Genomic DNA, 15,829 nt, shown 5'->3' with positions numbered 1-15,829 from the left:
GCTTCTATTTTCAAAATAACGAATTTTAATCTTAAAAATTTTAATTCTTTAATCAAATCCTCAAGTTGTTATTAGAAAATATCGTGCCAAAAATAAAAAAATACATCAACTTAAAACGTAATTTATTGAAATTATTGGGTTTAGATAAGGTTTTTATTAAAATTGTTGTCCAATAATAAAGTGTGTTTCCCAACCATGTTTAGAAGTTTCTCCTGGTTGTGCGTCAAATCCATGACCAAAGTCAATTCCTAATAATCCAAATGCTGGCATAAAGATCCTAACACCAAAACCTGCAGATCTTTTAAGAGCAAAAGGATCGTAGTCTTTAAAGTTATCGTAAGATGCTCCTGCTTCCAAAAATCCTAAAGCATATATTTTTGCAGATTGCTTAAGAGTAATTGGGTATCTTAACTCCATAGAGAATTTATTATAAATAGTACCTCCATCTTGTGAAGATAAACCTTGATTAGTATACCCACGTAATGCTACAGCTTCTCTTCCATCTAAACTATAACTTCCTAAACCATCTCCTCCAACAAAGAAACGCTCAAAAGGGATAACTCCTCTATCTTGATTATAAGCTCCTAAAAACCCAAATTCTACACTTGGTCTTAAGACTAATTTATCAACTAACCTTGCATACCAATCTCCTTTAAATTTAATTTTATAAAATTCTAACCACTTATAGCGTTCTTGATCAATCTCACTTATTCTTGCAGAAGCTGCTGTTCTAACAAGTACATTTTGTGAAGCGTCATTAATAATATCTACATTTTCTGCTCTTTCATTACTTAGGGCTTCATAATCTGTACCACCAAATGCAGAATATGGTAATGATAATTTTGCTGTTGCTGTAAAATTAGATCCTCCCATTGGAAATATAGGATCATTAAACGTATTATTTCTACTTAACCCTAAAGTATAAGACAAGTTATTTGAGTAACCATCTCCAAAAGTAAATAATCCAGTATTATAATTTTTTAAATCATAGTGCTGAAAACTTACAGCTTGTGACAATGTGAAAAAATCATCAGGAATTGATAAACGTTTTGCTAATCCAAAAGTAATTCCTGTTATATTAAAACGTTTGTCTTTATCTGCATTTCCTGTAGTAGCATCATACAAAAACTGTTTAGTATGTGATAATGATGTAGAAAATTGTACAGGCTTTTTCCCTCCTAACCAAGGTTCAGAAAAAGAAAAACTATATGTTTGAAAAAAACGACTGGCTTGTAAACGCAATGATAATCTTTGACCATCTCCCATTGGGATTGGCTTGTAAGCATCTTTTTTAAAAATATCTTTTATTGAAAAATTATTGAATGACAATCCTAAAGTCCCAATAAATCCTCCTCCACCATAACCACCTTGTAGCTCTATTTGGCTAGATCCAGACTCAACTAAAGAGTATTCCATGTCAATTGACCCTTCGTCTGGATTTGGGTTTTTAAAGTTTGGTGATAATTGTTCTGCATCAAAGAAACCTAATTGACTTAATTCTCTAATAGTACGTACAACGTTTTCCTTACTATATAATTCTCCTGGTCTTGTTCTAATCTCTCTATAGATAACATGATCGTTTGTTTTCTCATTTCCAGTTACAGTTACTTTATTAAAGTATACTGGTTTACCTTCAGAAATCCTTATTTCCATGTCAATTACATTTCCGTCTGCATTAACCTCTACTGGGTTAATTGTTGAGAATAAATATCCATTATTCTGGTATAAGTTAGTTATATCATTACCATCTGGCTTAGTGTTATCTGCTATACGCTTTTGTAGCTCTACACCATTATATGTATCTCCTTTATTTATACGTAATAATCTATTTAAAGCCTCGTCTGTATATACTGTATTACCAATAAATGTAACATCTCCAAAAGTATATTTTTGACCCTCTTCTACGTTTATTAATAATGACACTGTTTTATCATCATTTATAATTAATGAATCAGAAATAACTCTTGCATCTCTATATCCAACTTCTTTATACTTATCTATAAGGCTTGAAAGATCATCTTTATAATCTGCTTCTATATATTTTGAACGTTTTAAAAGTCTGATTGGATTAATACTTTTAGTGTTTTTCATAGCTTTTTTAAGTTTTTTATCACTTAAAACTGTATTCCCTTCAAAATCTATACTCTTAACTTTTACTTTCTCTCCTCTATTGACATCAACAATCATATTAACCATAGACTTGTCGATAGAATCATTTACTACTTCATTGGTTTTTACTTGTACATTAGCATTTAAAAACCCATTTTTCTTATACTTATTCTCCAAGTAGTTTTGGGTAGTTGTTATTAGGTTTTCTGTTACTTTTGTTCCTTTTAAAAGTTTATTTTCTTTTAAAATAGTTTCGTGTTTACCTTTTTTAACACCTTTAATTTCAATGTCTTTAAGCTCTGGCAAATCTGCTAATCTTAATTCTAAAAAAGCACTATCACCTTTGGTTTTTAGTAAATACACTTCTATATCACTAAACAAGTTGGATTTCCATAATTTTTTGATTGCATCACTAATTTCTTCTCCAGGAATCATAATGTTTTCACCTTTTCTTAAACCAGAATAGGTAATTATAGTTTGCTCGCTAAAACTAGTGTTTCCTTTTACTGTTATTTCAGCAATGGTATATTTTTTACCGTCTTCTAAACTTAAATTTTGAGCCTTTACTGTGAAAGCACTTAAAAACATAAGTACTATTAATGTATTGTATATAATTGTTTTCAATGGTAATTGTTTAGCTAATTTGTTCACTTGTTTTCCCAAATCGTCGTTCTCTTTTTTGATATTCAATGATAGCATCATTTAAATGTTGCTTTGTAAAGTCTGGCCAAAGTACTGGAGTAAAGTATAATTCTGCATAGGCAATTTGCCATAATAGAAAGTTACTAATACGTTGTTCTCCACTTGTTCTAATAAGTAAATCCACATCTGGTAAACTCTGCGTGTAAAGATGTGCATTTAATACCGATTCGTCAATACTTTCTGTAGAAATTATATTATTTTTAACTTTAATACTGATTTCTTTAACAGCATTTAATAACTCTTCTCTAGATCCATAGCTTAAAGCTAAGGTTAAGTCCATATGCGTGTTATCCTTTGTTAAATCAATAACTTCTTGTAATTCTTTATACACTTTTTTAGGTAATGATTTTAAATTACCTATTGCTTTTAACTTTATGTTATTATCTAAAAGTGTGTTAATTTCTTTTTTAAGAGAAGACACCAAAAGTTTCATTAAAGTGTCTACTTCTAGTTTTGGTCTTTTCCAATTTTCTGTAGAAAAAGCATATAGGGTTAAATGCTTAATCCCTATTTCTGCACAAGTCTCAACGGTTTGGCGCACAGACTTAGTTCCGTTTTCATGTCCAAAAGCACGAAGCATTCCCTTTTTTTTAGCCCAACGTCCATTACCATCCATGATAATAGCAATGTGCTTTGGTAAATTGTGCTTTTGTATGTTGTTTTGTTTATTCAATTTAAAATCCGCAATAACATGGGTTTTTTCCAAAAGTATAGGTTAATGTTACTCCTGTAAATGTATACCAATCATTATTATTTAAGTTTCCAAAACTTCTGCTTGATAATTCTCCAGCATCTGGAATACTTCCATCAATCTCATCAGAAAAAGTATAACGTGCACCAACCTCAAAAGCTAATACTATTTCTGGAGTTACCGCTGCTTTAAAACCTAAAACCATTGGGATTCCATAAGCATAACTTTCTGTATCTTCAGATACGATTTCTCCTAAATTATTATAAAAAAAGTTGTCATGTTGTGCAACACTTACTCCTGTATATAAATAAGGTGTTGAGACAAAACCATCTTGATGAAGGTCAAAATCAAAAAAAGTAAATTCTACTCCTGCAGATAATTCTATAATTTGATTAGTAAACTCTAACCCTCTTATTTGTCTACTTGGATCATCAGAGTTTTTATCAATCCCTTCTAATTCTGTAAATGTCAATGACATCCTATAAGAATGCCTTGTACTACGATTCCATTTATAAAGCACTCCTAAAGCTAATTGATTTGGTGCAATATAGTCTGTAGCTCCTACATCTCCAATAAAATTAGACCCACCCAAATACAACCCAAACTCGTTGATTTGTGCATTACTAAATTGTAAGCTACATAATGTTAGTATAAGTAGTGTTAACTGCTTCATAAATATTCAAAGTTTGCAAATATAATAAATAAGATTAGCCTATAACAATTTGATTGAAATAGTTACACTTTTAAACAGATTTACATGCAAAATATTGTTTAATTACGTTTGTCTTCTCCCCAAAGCAGCTTTTTTCTTAAAGTATCAAGAAAAGTTTCGTTGTTTAACACAATCATTTTTATAGAAAATGGTGCTTTTTTTATTGTAATTGTCGTTTCATTAGATAAAGTTGCAATTCTGGAATCTAAGGATACTAAATGTTCTTTTTCTCTACCATTAACTTTTAAAGTTATTACTGTAGAGTCTTCAATTACTAATGGTCTAGCGCTTAAATTATGAGGTGCAATTGGTGTTAATACCAAACTTGCTGCATTAGGTGTTATTACTGGACCACCACAACTTAAAGAGTAGCCTGTAGATCCTGTAGGCGTGGATATAATCAAGCCATCACTCCAATAAGATGTTAGATACTCACCATTTAACTCGGTTTCAACCGTAATCATTGAGGTAGTATTTTTTCTACTTACTGCAATTTCATTTAAAGCAAAATTGCAAGTTTTAAGTTCCTCATTAGCTTCAGAACTTTCTATAGTCAATAAGCTACGCTCCGAAATCGCATACTTTTTTTCTAATATACACTGGATTGCAGTTTCAATTTCTTCATGTTGTATCGTTGCTAAAAACCCTAAACGACCTGTATTAATACCAACTATTGGGATGTTTAAATCACCAACAATAGTTATAGCTCTTAAAATAGTACCATCTCCACCAATACTAACTAAAAAATCATAACTATTATCTAGTATAGAAAACGTATTGTGTTCAGACTTAATTTTTGAAGACACACCTTTATAAAATGCTGCTTCAATAACTACTTCTATCTTTTTTTTATTAAGCACATCTAACAAAACCTCTAGCGATGCTAATGGCTTTTTTTTCTGGAATTGACTAAATACAGCAACTTTCACCATTACATATTTAGGTATTTATTTAGATAGTCTGAGCGTTCTTTTAAACCTTCTAAAAAAGCATCTTCTTCGTGACCAGACACAATATTATAACTGTATCTTCTAAAAGTTTGCATAATTTCTGTCAAACCCACATTTCCTATTTTTAAGGTAATTTGAGCAACGTCATTTTCTATTTTAGAAACAAATGCGCCTAATAATTTACCATCATTACTTTCTACTATTTGACTGACTTCGCTAAAAGAATAATCTTGCAACCCTTTTTCGACAATTAAAATAGCTCCATTTTCAGAGAAAAAAGGCGTCTCGTTAAATAAACCTATAATATCATTAAGCTCATAATAGCCTAAATACTTGTTGGAAGCATTTAAAACAGGCATTATATTGGCAGAGTTTTGAGCAAAAGCTTCTAATACATCTAACCAATTAGTACTTTCTCTTACAAAAAAACCTTCGCCTGCGTATCTATAATCCTGAATAGGTTTATCGGCTTCAAAACAATGCGCATCAGTTTCAGAAATACAACCTAAATACGTACCATGCTCATCTTGAACAGGAATATGAGAATAGGTTAACTGATTAAAAAGCAACTGCAACTCTTTTACATTCTCTATATTTAATAGAGGTTTTATATCGTTTATAATAAAATCTGAAAGGTTCATTATCCTAAAACTTAAGTTTATGCAAATTAACCAAAAATTAGTACAAAAAAGGGCTTCTACTTTGTATTTTTGTTTTTTAAATTAAAGACTAGCATGACAAAATTAAGTGTAAACATTAACAAAATTGCCACTTTAAGAAACTCTCGTGGTGGTGACACACCAAATGTAGTTCAATTTGCAAAAGACGTTCAACGTTTTGGTGCTGAAGGTGTCACTATACATCCAAGACCAGACGAGCGTCACATTAGATATCAAGATGCTTACGACTTAAAACCTGAAGTTTATACAGAATATAATATTGAAGGAAACCCAATCTCTAAATTTATGGATATGGTTTTAGAGTTACAACCAACACAAGTTACCTTAGTACCAGACTCTGTTGATGCTATTACTAGTAATGCAGGTTGGGACACTATAAAACACAAAGACTTTTTAGTTGATGTTATAAGTCAATTTAAAGATAAAGGCATTAGGACTTCTATTTTTGTTGATCCAGATTTAAAGCAAATTGAAGGCGCAAAAGCAACTGGAACAGATAGGATAGAATTATATACAGAAGCATTTGCACATCAATATAGTCTTGGTAACCAAAAAGCTATTGAGCCTTACACAAAATGTGCGGAATTAGCCAATAATTTAGGCTTAGGTGTAAATGCAGGACATGATTTGTCTTTGGATAATATTCAGTTTTTTAAACAAAATATTCCTGGTTTATTAGAGGTTTCTATAGGTCATGCTTTAATTGCCGAAAGTTTATATTTAGGTATCGAGAATGTTGTAAATATGTATAAGAATAAATTAAAATAGTAAATGTTACTACATTCAAAAATAATAGGTCAAGGTCAACCATTTGTTATTCTTCATGGTTTTTTAGGCATGAGCGATAATTGGAAAACACTTGGAAATAAATTTTCAGAACATTTTGAAGTCCACTTAATAGATCAACGCAATCATGGAAGAAGTTTTCATGATGATAATTTTTATTATGAAGTTTTAACTGAAGATTTAAAGCATTATTTTGACACACACAATATAAAAAACGCAGTGCTTTTAGGGCATTCCATGGGTGGAAAAACAGCTATGCAGTTTGCAACGCAATTCCCAGAATTAGTTAATAAATTAATTGTCGCAGATATATCTCCTCGTTTTTATCCAATCCATCATGATGCTATTTTAGCAGGTTTATCAAGTTTAGATTTTGAGACGTTAAAAAGCAGAACCGAAGCAGATAAACAGTTATCAAACTATGTTTCGGATTTTGGAACACGTCAGTTTTTATTAAAAAATTTATATTGGATCGAAAAAGGAAAACTTGCCTTACGCATCAACCTAGCAGCTTTAATAGACAATGTTAGTGAAGTAGGCGAAGCACTTCCACTTCATGCAAAATTTGAAGGTGACACCTTGTTTTTAAAAGGCGACAAAAGCGAATATATTGGAACACAAGACGAAGCTATTATAAAAAATCATTTTCCTGAAGCCAAGATTGTATCCATTGCAAATGCTGGACATTGGCTTCATGCAGAAAACCCTAAGGATTTTTATGAAGAGGTTATTCAATTTATTGAAAAATAAATCATTTTATTCTCAATAACATTATAATACCATGTAACAAATCCTTTAAATTAAGGTCTAATAAGTAAATACAAAATTTATGAACCTTATAATAAGATTATTACTTAACGCTATTGCTGTTTTCTTTTTAGCAGACGTACTAAATGGTGTACATGTAGACAATTACACAACGTCTATTATAGTTGCAATAGTACTGTCTATTTTAAACCTTTTAATAAAACCAATATTAGTCGTACTAACCTTACCAATTACTATTTTAACTTTAGGTTTATTCCTTTTTGTTGTCAATGGATTAATTATACTGTTGGCAGATCAATTTATTGATGGCTTCTCAGTTTCAAGTATTTGGACAGCTATTTTATTTAGTATATTACTATCTATACTACAATGGTTGTTTCAATCGTTTTTAAAGTCTGATTCAAAATCAAATTAAAACTTAAAAAAACTCTGTAACACAACACGTTAAAAACTTTGCAATACTGTAAAAAAGTAGTATTTTTGCACTCCTTTTTAATAGAAGAAAAACTAGTATTAAATGCCCATTTTGGGCTTTATATCATTTATAATGAATATTACAAGAGAAAACATTGATGCATTAAATGCTGTAGTAAAAGTAGATATAGTAAAAGAAGACTATAGCGATAAAGTAGAAAAAATCTTAACAGATTATAAAAAAACTGCAAACATTCCTGGATTTAGAAAAGGTCAAGTACCAATGGGAATGGTAAAAAAACAATATGGTAAAGCTGTATTAGTTGACGAGGTAAACAAATTACTTCAAGATGCATTAAACAAGTATTTAACAGAAGAAAAAATAGATGTTTTAGGGCAGCCTTTACCTAAGCAACAAGACGAAGTTAATTGGGATGCAGATTCTTTTTCTTTTGAATTTGAATTAGGTTTAGCTCCTGAATTTAAAGTAGACTTAAAAAGTAAAAAAGCAATTACACACTACAACATTGTTGCAGATGAGAAGATGCTTACAGAACAAATAGAGCGTATCCAAAAACAATACGGTAAAATTGTTTCTGAAAAAGAAGTCAATAAAGACAGTGAAATAACTGGAACTTTTAAAAACGAAGACAAAGAAATAGACAATACAGTAACTTTAACTTTAGACAAGTTTAAAGGAAAAACTACACCAAAGAAATTTATTGGTGCAAAAGCTGGTGATGTTATTACTTTAAAAACTAAAGGACTTTATGCAGATGACCATGAGTTAATGAATGCTTTAAAGGTACCTCATGAAGATGCACATGGTTTAGATATTGAAGTAACTTTTACAATTACAGAAATTAACAAGCGCGAATTAGCAGACTTAGACCAAGATTTATTTGATAAGTTATTTGGAAAAGATGTTGTAAAATCTGCAACAGAATTAAAAGCAAAAATAAAAGAAGATGCAGAAAAGCAATTTGTGCAACAGTCAGACCAAAAGCTTTTAAATGATATTACAGAATATTTAGTAGACAATACTAAATTTGATTTACCAGCAGAATTTTTAACCAAATGGATGCAAGCTGCAGGTGAAAAAGAAATGGATGACGCAACTGCTAAAGAAGAATATGAAAAATCTGAAAAAAGCTTACGTTACCAATTAATTGAAGGTAAATTAATGGCAGATAACGATCTTAAAGTAGACTTTGAAGATGTTAAAACTAATGCAAAAGGCATGATAAAAATGCAAATGGCACAGTTTGGTCAACTAAATCCTTCTGAAAAAGAATTAGATGATATTGCAGCTAGAGTATTAGGTAATCAAGATGAAGTAAGACGTATTTCTGAGCAAGTTGTAAGTCAAAAATTATTAAACCTTTACAAAGAGAAAGCAAATATCAAGACTAAAGAGATGTCTTATGATGCTTTTGTAAAAGAAGTATATGGTGATAAATAATTAATATCAAATTCGTTTTTCAGTTTCTTTCTTGAAAACGAATTAGGATTGATTTAACAAAATAATCATTATCTTTAGGCGTTGTTTAGCAAGACTAAACAACGCCTATTTTTTTCAATTAAAAAAACATTTTTCAAACTTATGGATTACGGAAAAGAATTCGAAAAATTCGCTATAAAAGATCAAGGAATTAGCAGTACATATTACAACAAAATTATTAGTAGTATGTATCCAACTAACCTGACACCAAATATTATTGAAGAGCGTCAAATGAATATTGCAATATTTGATGTTTTCTCTAGATTAATGATGGATAGAATTATATTTCTTGGAACAGGTATTAATGACCAAGTCGCTAACATCATCCAAGCACAACTATTATTTTTAGAAAGTACAGACGCAAATAAAGATATCCAAATTTACATTAATTCTCCAGGAGGAAGCGTGTATGCTGGACTTGGTATTTATGACACTATGCAATTTATAAAACCAGATGTAGCTACTATCTGTACTGGTATGGCAGCTTCTATGGGAGCCGTATTATTATGTGCAGGAGAAAAAGGGAAACGTAGTGGTTTAACACACTCTAGAGTAATGATCCACCAACCTTTAGGTGGTGCACAAGGACAAGCTAGTGATATAGAAATTACTGCAAGAGAAATTTTAATCTTAAAAGAAGAACTTTACAAGATTATTAGTAAGCATTCTGGTCAAGATTACGACAAAGTATACGAAGATAGTGATAGAGATTATTGGATGAAGTCTGATAAAGCTAAAGAATACGGAATGATTGACGAGATTTTAGCTCGTAAATAATAACACCAAAAAAATATAGTAAAAATCAACTTTTTACTATTAACTTTTTAACTAAAAAAGATGGCAAAGGAAGAATTAGAATGTTCATTTTGTGGTAGAAAAAAACCTGAAACCAATTTATTAATTGCTGGTTTAGATGCACATATTTGTGATAGATGCATCCAACAAGCTAATGGAATTGTTATAGAAGAATCTAAGGAAGAAGACTCAAAAGACTTATCTGCTGAGTTGATGTTGAAAAAACCACAAAAAATAAAAGCCTTCTTAGACGAATATATTATTGGTCAAGAGTACACAAAAAAAGTGATGTCTGTAGCGGTTTACAACCACTACAAACGTTTGTTACAACCTCCAACTAATGATGATATCGAGATCCAAAAATCTAATATCATAATGGTTGGTCAAACGGGAACTGGAAAAACATTAATGGCTAAAACCATTGCTAGAATGCTTAATGTACCTTTAGCTATAGTTGATGCTACGGTTTTAACAGAAGCTGGTTATGTAGGTGAAGATGTAGAAAGTATTTTAACACGTTTATTACAAGCTGCAGATTATAATCTTGAAAAAGCAGAAAAAGGTATTGTTTTTATTGACGAAATTGATAAAATTGCTCGTAAAAGCGACAACCCTTCTATAACTAGAGATGTCTCTGGAGAAGGCGTACAACAAGCGTTACTTAAATTATTAGAAGGTACTGTTGTAAATGTTCCGCCAAAAGGAGGACGTAAACATCCAGACCAAAAATTTATTGAAGTAAATACAGAAAACATCTTGTTTATAGCTGGTGGTGCTTTTGATGGGATAGATCGTGTAATTTCAAAACGTTTAAATATGCAAGCTGTTGGTTACAGCGCGTCCATTAAAGAAGAAGTTGTAGATCATGATAATTTATTACAATATATTATTCCAAAAGATTTAAAAGATTTTGGTTTAATCCCAGAAATTATTGGACGTTTACCTGTTTTAACCTATATGGATCCACTTGATGGTAAAACACTTAGAGCCATTTTAACAGAGCCTAAAAATGCAATTATCAAACAATACAAAAAGTTGTTTGAAATGGATGAAATAGAGCTTACTTTAACTGAAGGAGCATTAGAGTTTATTGTAGGGAAAGCTATTGAGTATAAACTTGGTGCACGTGGTTTAAGAAGTCTTTGCGAAGAGATTTTAACTGATGCTATGTTTGAGTTACCAGGAAGCGACATTAAAAAGCTAAGTATCACTAAAGCTTATGCAGAACAAAAACTAAGTAAAACAACTATCAAAAAACTTAAAGCTGTGTCTTAGTTTTTATAAAAGTTAACACAAATAAAAAACCACTTTAAATATAAATTTTAAAGTGGTTTTTTTGATTAAATTCAATATGACTTCCCTTAAGTCAGATTAATAGCTTTACTAATATATAAAACATTAGACTGACTACCAAATATTTAGATAATTATTATTCCATTATAACAAACTCTATACGTCTATTATCCTGGTGTTCTTGCTCTGTACATTTAGTTTTGCAATCGTATTTAGGTTGTGTTTCTCCATATCCATTAGATATTAAACGGTCTTGATCTACTCCTCTACTTATTAAATATCTCATTGCAGAAGCTGCACGCTTCTTAGATAGTTTTAGGTTGTAAGCATCATTACCTCTATTATCTGTATGTGCATTAATCTCAATTTTCATGTCAGGATGTTCTTCTAAAACAGCTATTATACTATTAAGAGATACTTGTGACTCTTCTTTTATTGACGCTTTATTATAATCAAAATAAATATTATTAACCACAATCATCATTTTCTTTTCTATCTCAACAATTACAGCTTTTTCAGCTACCAATTCTAAATCTTCGTTATATTCTGTTTGGTTAGTATTATTAGCTACAAAATCAATTGTATTGTCTTCAAAACCGTCTTTAACAGCAGTTATTGTGTAGTTTTCAAATGGTAAAATAACAAACTTATAATTTGCATCATCATCAGAATTTACAACAGCAACAGCTTCTCCATCTTCATTAAACAAAGTGATTTTTGCATTAGGTAATGGTATCTTAGTTTCACTATCCACTATTACACCTTTTAATTGTTGTGCAATAACTTCCATATTAAATTTATAGATATCATATTTACCTTTTCCCAAAGATTTATCAGATGATAAATACCCTCTCGTCCTAGAGGCTAAGAAGAAAGAAACCTCATCATACTTAGTATTTATAGTACTACCTAAATTTACAGGTCTACTATATCCAGATTTTTTGATTCTACTTGTAAAAACATCAAAACCTCCAATATTAGCATGTCCTTTAGAAGAAAAGTAAATCTGCTTCCCATCTTTAGATGTCGAAGGATACTTATCATCTTGTGCTGTGTTTATTCTATCTCCTAAATTAACAGCTTCATATAATGTTCCATCTGGTTTGATTTTAGCTACATAAAGGTCGTAACCTCCTAATCCACCTGGTTTATTAGAAGAAAAGTATAATTTATCTCCATTTGGACTTACAAATGGGTTTTCTATTGAATAACCATCAACATTAATATCTAATAGTTGTTGCTTAACCCAATTACCTTTAGAGTTTTTTTCTAATTGAGTTTTATATAACTTATAAACTGCAGACCCTTTTTCTGTACTTCTAGTAAAATACATTGTATGTCCATCAGGTAAAAAAGCAACTTGATCCTCGTTATCTAAAGTATTAATTATTCTAGAAAATAAAATTGGGCTATGTAAAGTTCCATCTTTATTAATGTCTACACAAAATAAGTTTCTATAACCTTCATCTGTAGATTTATCGATTTTAGCAAAGCCTCCTAATTTTTTAGCAGATACCATTATGAATTTGTTCATAAAAAAACCTGATCCAAATTCTGAAAACTTAGTATTAATACCTGTATCCAGAGTTAAAAAACTATAACCATTATTACCAATAGCTGCAGAGTTTAAATCTGAGTTTGAATAATTTAAATCTTCAATGTTTTCTGCTGTGTCTTGTGCAAAAGAAAATTGTGCTAAAAGAAACACAATACATAAATATAATTTAGTTTTCATAGATAAGGGCTTTACAAATGAATTAATAATGGTGTAAATATATATGAATGACCTTTTTACAACATAAGAATTAGACGAAATGTCATTATACTCGATTTGATAATTGCATTTTGTCGAAAACAAACATTAAAACTATAATTGCTGTATTATTCGCAATAAAAAACAATTTTAATTGCATTTAATTTATAAAAAACAAGTAAATTATTGATTTTATCAAAACACAAAAAAGAATGTTTTACATTAAAATCCTTTAGACTTTTGAATTTGCTTTTTATCGAAGTAAGTGTAAAAAATCGAACGAAATAAAATCGACGAACGGTAAAGTGTTATTTATTTATAGATAATAATTCGTCAAGATATTGACGTGTATTTGATAATCTTGGTATTTTATGCTGTCCTCCAAGTTTATTATTTTGTTTCAACCAATCATAAAACAGTTGCTCTCTAGCAATATGTATTTTAGGTTTATTAAGCGTCATGTTATTATAACGTTTGGCTTCGTAATCTGAATTTAAGCTTTTTAAAGCATTATCAAATAACTCGTTAAAATAGTTAATGTCTTTAGGAGGTGTTTTAAACTCTATCAACCATTCATGTGCACCTTTTTGTTTTCCTTCCATAAATATTGGTGCAGCAGTATAGTCTACAATTTCTGATTGCGTTTTTTTACATACTTTTTTAAGAGCGTCTTCTGCGTTTTCAATAATTAATTCTTCTCCAAATACATTTATATGATGTTTTGTACGTCCAGATACTTTAATTCTATATGGACTAATAGATACAAACCTAACAGTGTCTCCAATCATATAACGCCAAAGTCCTGCATTAGTGGTAATAACTACAGCATAATTTTTATTAAGTTTTACCTCACTTAACGGAATTACTTTTTGGTCCAAGGTCCCAAAAGTATCCATTGGTATAAACTCATAAAAAATACCATAATCTAACATTAACAATAAATCTCCAGAATAGTTTTGGTCTTGAATTGCAAAAAAGCCTTCTGATGCATTATAAGATTCATAATACTTAAAATCTTTTTTAGGAAGGATATTTCTGTATTGATCTATATATGGATTAAAACTTACTCCTCCATGAAAATATACCTCAAGGTTTGGCCAAATATCAAACAAGTTTGTCTTATCTGTTTTATCTAAAACATTATTTAGTAATACTAGCATCCAACTTGGGACACCAGCAAGACTGGTTACATTTTCATTAATGGTTTCATTAACAATTGCATCCATTTTAGTTTCCCAATCACTCATTAAAGAGACTTTACTACTTGGTGTACTACTGTATTCTGCCCAAAAAGGCATATTATCTATTAATATTGCGCTTAAATCTCCAAAAGCAGTTCCGTTTTCTTTATACAATTCTTTACTACCACCTAAACGCAAACTTTTTCCTGTAAATAATTGAGAACCTTCATTATTATTAAGATACATACACAACAAATCCTTACCTGCTGCAAAATGACAATCTTCTAAACTATCAATACTTACTGGAATGAACTTACTTTTTGCATTTGTGGTTCCGCTAGATTTAGCGAACCATTTTATTGGTTTAGGCCAAAAAATATTGTTTTCTCCTTTTCTGCTTCGTTCTATTTTTTCTTGAAAATCTTCATAAGTAGAAATTGGGACACGTTCTGCAAAGGTTGCATAGTTTTTTATTGAAGAAAACTCATGTTGTTTACCTACTTCTGTATCTTTTGCTATATCTATTAAACTAAACAAGAGCTCTTCTTGCACCTCATTTGGGTACTTTAAAAACAATTCAATCTGATGAAATCGTTTTTTTAAAAACCAAGATGCAATAGAATTAACAAGAGGAATTGGCATAGTTATTTGTATCTTTATTTTTTAAAAATAATACTTTTTTTTATGACCTACCAAGGTGTTTTAACAAAAATGCAAACCGAGTTTTTAGAGCCTATTAGTTACTACTTAGTCTTTAAAGACGACTTTATAAATCTTAATCAATTATTAAACAAAACTTTAGAGTTTAATTTTGTTGGACACGAGTGCCTACATTGTCATTTAGACAAACCAATTTATAGACAAGGGTTTTGTAAAAGTTGTTTTTTTGACATCCCACAAGCTGCTGATTGGATTATAAAACCTGAACTTAGCAAAGCACATTTGGATATTGAAGAACGTGATCTAGCTTATGAAAAACAAGTACAACTCCAACCACATATTGTTTATTTAGCTAATTCTAGTAATGTAAAAGTTGGTGTGACCAGAAAAACGCAAGTCCCAACACGATGGATCGATCAAGGTGCACATGAAGCTTTAGAGATTGTTGAAGTCCCAAACCGTTATTTAGCTGGAATTACAGAGATTGCTTTAAAAGATTATGTTGCTGACAAAACCAATTGGCGCACAATGCTTAAAAACGACATTAAAGATGAAAATTTAATAGAATGGAGAGATAAACTAAAACAATATATTCCAGACGAAGCTAAACCTTATTTTATTGATAATAATGAGGAAACAAATATTACATTTCCTGTGTTACAATATCCTGAAAAACCTAAGTCTTTAAACTTTGGAAAAACAAAACATTATAAAGGTGTTTTAAAAGGGATTAAAGGTCAATATTTAATTTTTGAAGACAATACTGTTTGTAATATTAGAAGCAATGAAGGTTTTGTTGTTAGTATAGATATTTTGTAATCTATACAGCTTGTA

14 protein-coding genes are annotated in these 15,829 nt (G+C 30.2%); 7 read left to right on the top strand and 7 right to left on the bottom strand.

The window, feature by feature from the left end; translation table 11 throughout:
• Positions 1-156: 156 nt before the first annotated feature.
• From SJY17_RS06985 to SJY17_RS06965, 5 genes are all read right to left on the bottom strand, one after another.
• Positions 157-2,811 carry an outer membrane protein assembly factor gene (locus SJY17_RS06985; protein WP_397364783.1) on the bottom strand — a complete coding sequence of 885 codons (2,655 nt, stop codon included), beginning with the start codon at positions 2,809-2,811 and terminating at the stop codon, positions 157-159.
• Entirely contained in the window at positions 2,744-3,427 is a 684-nt protein-coding gene (locus tag SJY17_RS06980) for an isoprenyl transferase (protein WP_397364866.1), read from the bottom strand. The genes SJY17_RS06985 and SJY17_RS06980 overlap by 68 nt, the downstream gene beginning before the upstream one ends.
• 58 nt (positions 3,428-3,485) lie before the next feature.
• A complete protein-coding gene (locus SJY17_RS06975; RefSeq protein ID WP_397364782.1) occupies positions 3,486-4,175 on the bottom strand; it encodes a DUF6089 family protein in 690 nt (229 codons plus the stop codon).
• 98 nt (positions 4,176-4,273) lie between these two features.
• A complete protein-coding gene (locus SJY17_RS06970) occupies positions 4,274-5,143 on the bottom strand; it encodes an NAD kinase (protein ID WP_397364865.1) in 870 nt (289 codons plus the stop codon).
• A gap of 2 nt (positions 5,144-5,145) precedes the next feature.
• Positions 5,146-5,805, bottom strand: coding sequence for an acetoin utilization protein acuB (locus SJY17_RS06965; RefSeq protein ID WP_397364781.1), 660 nt, complete (start codon positions 5,803-5,805; stop codon positions 5,146-5,148).
• 93 nt (positions 5,806-5,898) lie between these two features.
• Here SJY17_RS06965 and SJY17_RS06960 point away from each other — a divergent pair, with 93 nt between their 5' ends.
• The 6 genes from SJY17_RS06960 (at position 5,899) to clpX (ending at position 11,383) form a co-directional block, all read left to right on the top strand.
• Positions 5,899-6,612 carry a pyridoxine 5'-phosphate synthase gene (locus tag SJY17_RS06960; RefSeq protein WP_397364780.1) on the top strand — a complete coding sequence of 238 codons (714 nt, stop codon included), beginning with the start codon at positions 5,899-5,901 and terminating at the stop codon, positions 6,610-6,612.
• Between the two features lie 3 nt (positions 6,613-6,615).
• A complete protein-coding gene (locus tag SJY17_RS06955) occupies positions 6,616-7,380 on the top strand; it encodes an alpha/beta fold hydrolase (RefSeq protein WP_397364779.1) in 765 nt (254 codons plus the stop codon).
• A gap of 79 nt (positions 7,381-7,459) precedes the next feature.
• Positions 7,460-7,813, top strand: a complete 354-nt coding sequence (locus tag SJY17_RS06950; protein ID WP_397364778.1) for a phage holin family protein — start codon at positions 7,460-7,462, stop codon at positions 7,811-7,813.
• Between the two features lie 132 nt (positions 7,814-7,945).
• A complete protein-coding gene (tig, locus tag SJY17_RS06945) occupies positions 7,946-9,274 on the top strand; it encodes a trigger factor (RefSeq protein WP_397364777.1) in 1,329 nt (442 codons plus the stop codon).
• Positions 9,275-9,415: 141 nt separating this feature from the next.
• Positions 9,416-10,090 (top strand): ATP-dependent Clp endopeptidase proteolytic subunit ClpP, encoded by a 675-nt coding sequence (clpP, locus tag SJY17_RS06940; RefSeq protein ID WP_397364776.1) that lies wholly within the window; start codon positions 9,416-9,418, stop codon positions 10,088-10,090.
• A gap of 60 nt (positions 10,091-10,150) precedes the next feature.
• Positions 10,151-11,383, top strand: coding sequence for an ATP-dependent Clp protease ATP-binding subunit ClpX (clpX, locus tag SJY17_RS06935; protein ID WP_397364775.1), 1,233 nt, complete (start codon positions 10,151-10,153; stop codon positions 11,381-11,383).
• Positions 11,384-11,537: 154 nt separating this feature from the next.
• On the opposite strand, the gene SJY17_RS06930 is transcribed toward clpX, so the two are convergent.
• Both SJY17_RS06930 and SJY17_RS06925 read right to left on the bottom strand, forming a co-directional pair.
• The gene (locus SJY17_RS06930; RefSeq protein ID WP_397364774.1) at positions 11,538-13,136 is read right to left on the bottom strand and encodes an OmpA family protein; all 1,599 of its coding nucleotides are present in this window, start codon (positions 13,134-13,136) and stop codon (positions 11,538-11,540) included.
• 326 nt (positions 13,137-13,462) lie between these two features.
• Entirely contained in the window at positions 13,463-14,977 is a 1,515-nt protein-coding gene (locus SJY17_RS06925; RefSeq protein WP_397364773.1) for a GH3 auxin-responsive promoter family protein, read from the bottom strand.
• A gap of 42 nt (positions 14,978-15,019) precedes the next feature.
• On the opposite strand from SJY17_RS06925, the gene SJY17_RS06920 reads away from it, so the two are divergent.
• Complete coding sequence (locus SJY17_RS06920) at positions 15,020-15,814, top strand: DUF2797 domain-containing protein (RefSeq protein ID WP_397364771.1); 795 nt, start codon at positions 15,020-15,022, stop codon at positions 15,812-15,814.
• Positions 15,815-15,829: the final 15 nt, after the last annotated feature.

This window comes from Olleya sp. R77988 (genome assembly GCF_044594215.1).
Taxonomy (GTDB): Bacteria; Bacteroidota; Bacteroidia; order Flavobacteriales; family Flavobacteriaceae; genus Olleya.
Note: the sequence above shows the minus strand (reverse complement) of the source record. Positions and strands in the feature narration are given on the sequence as shown.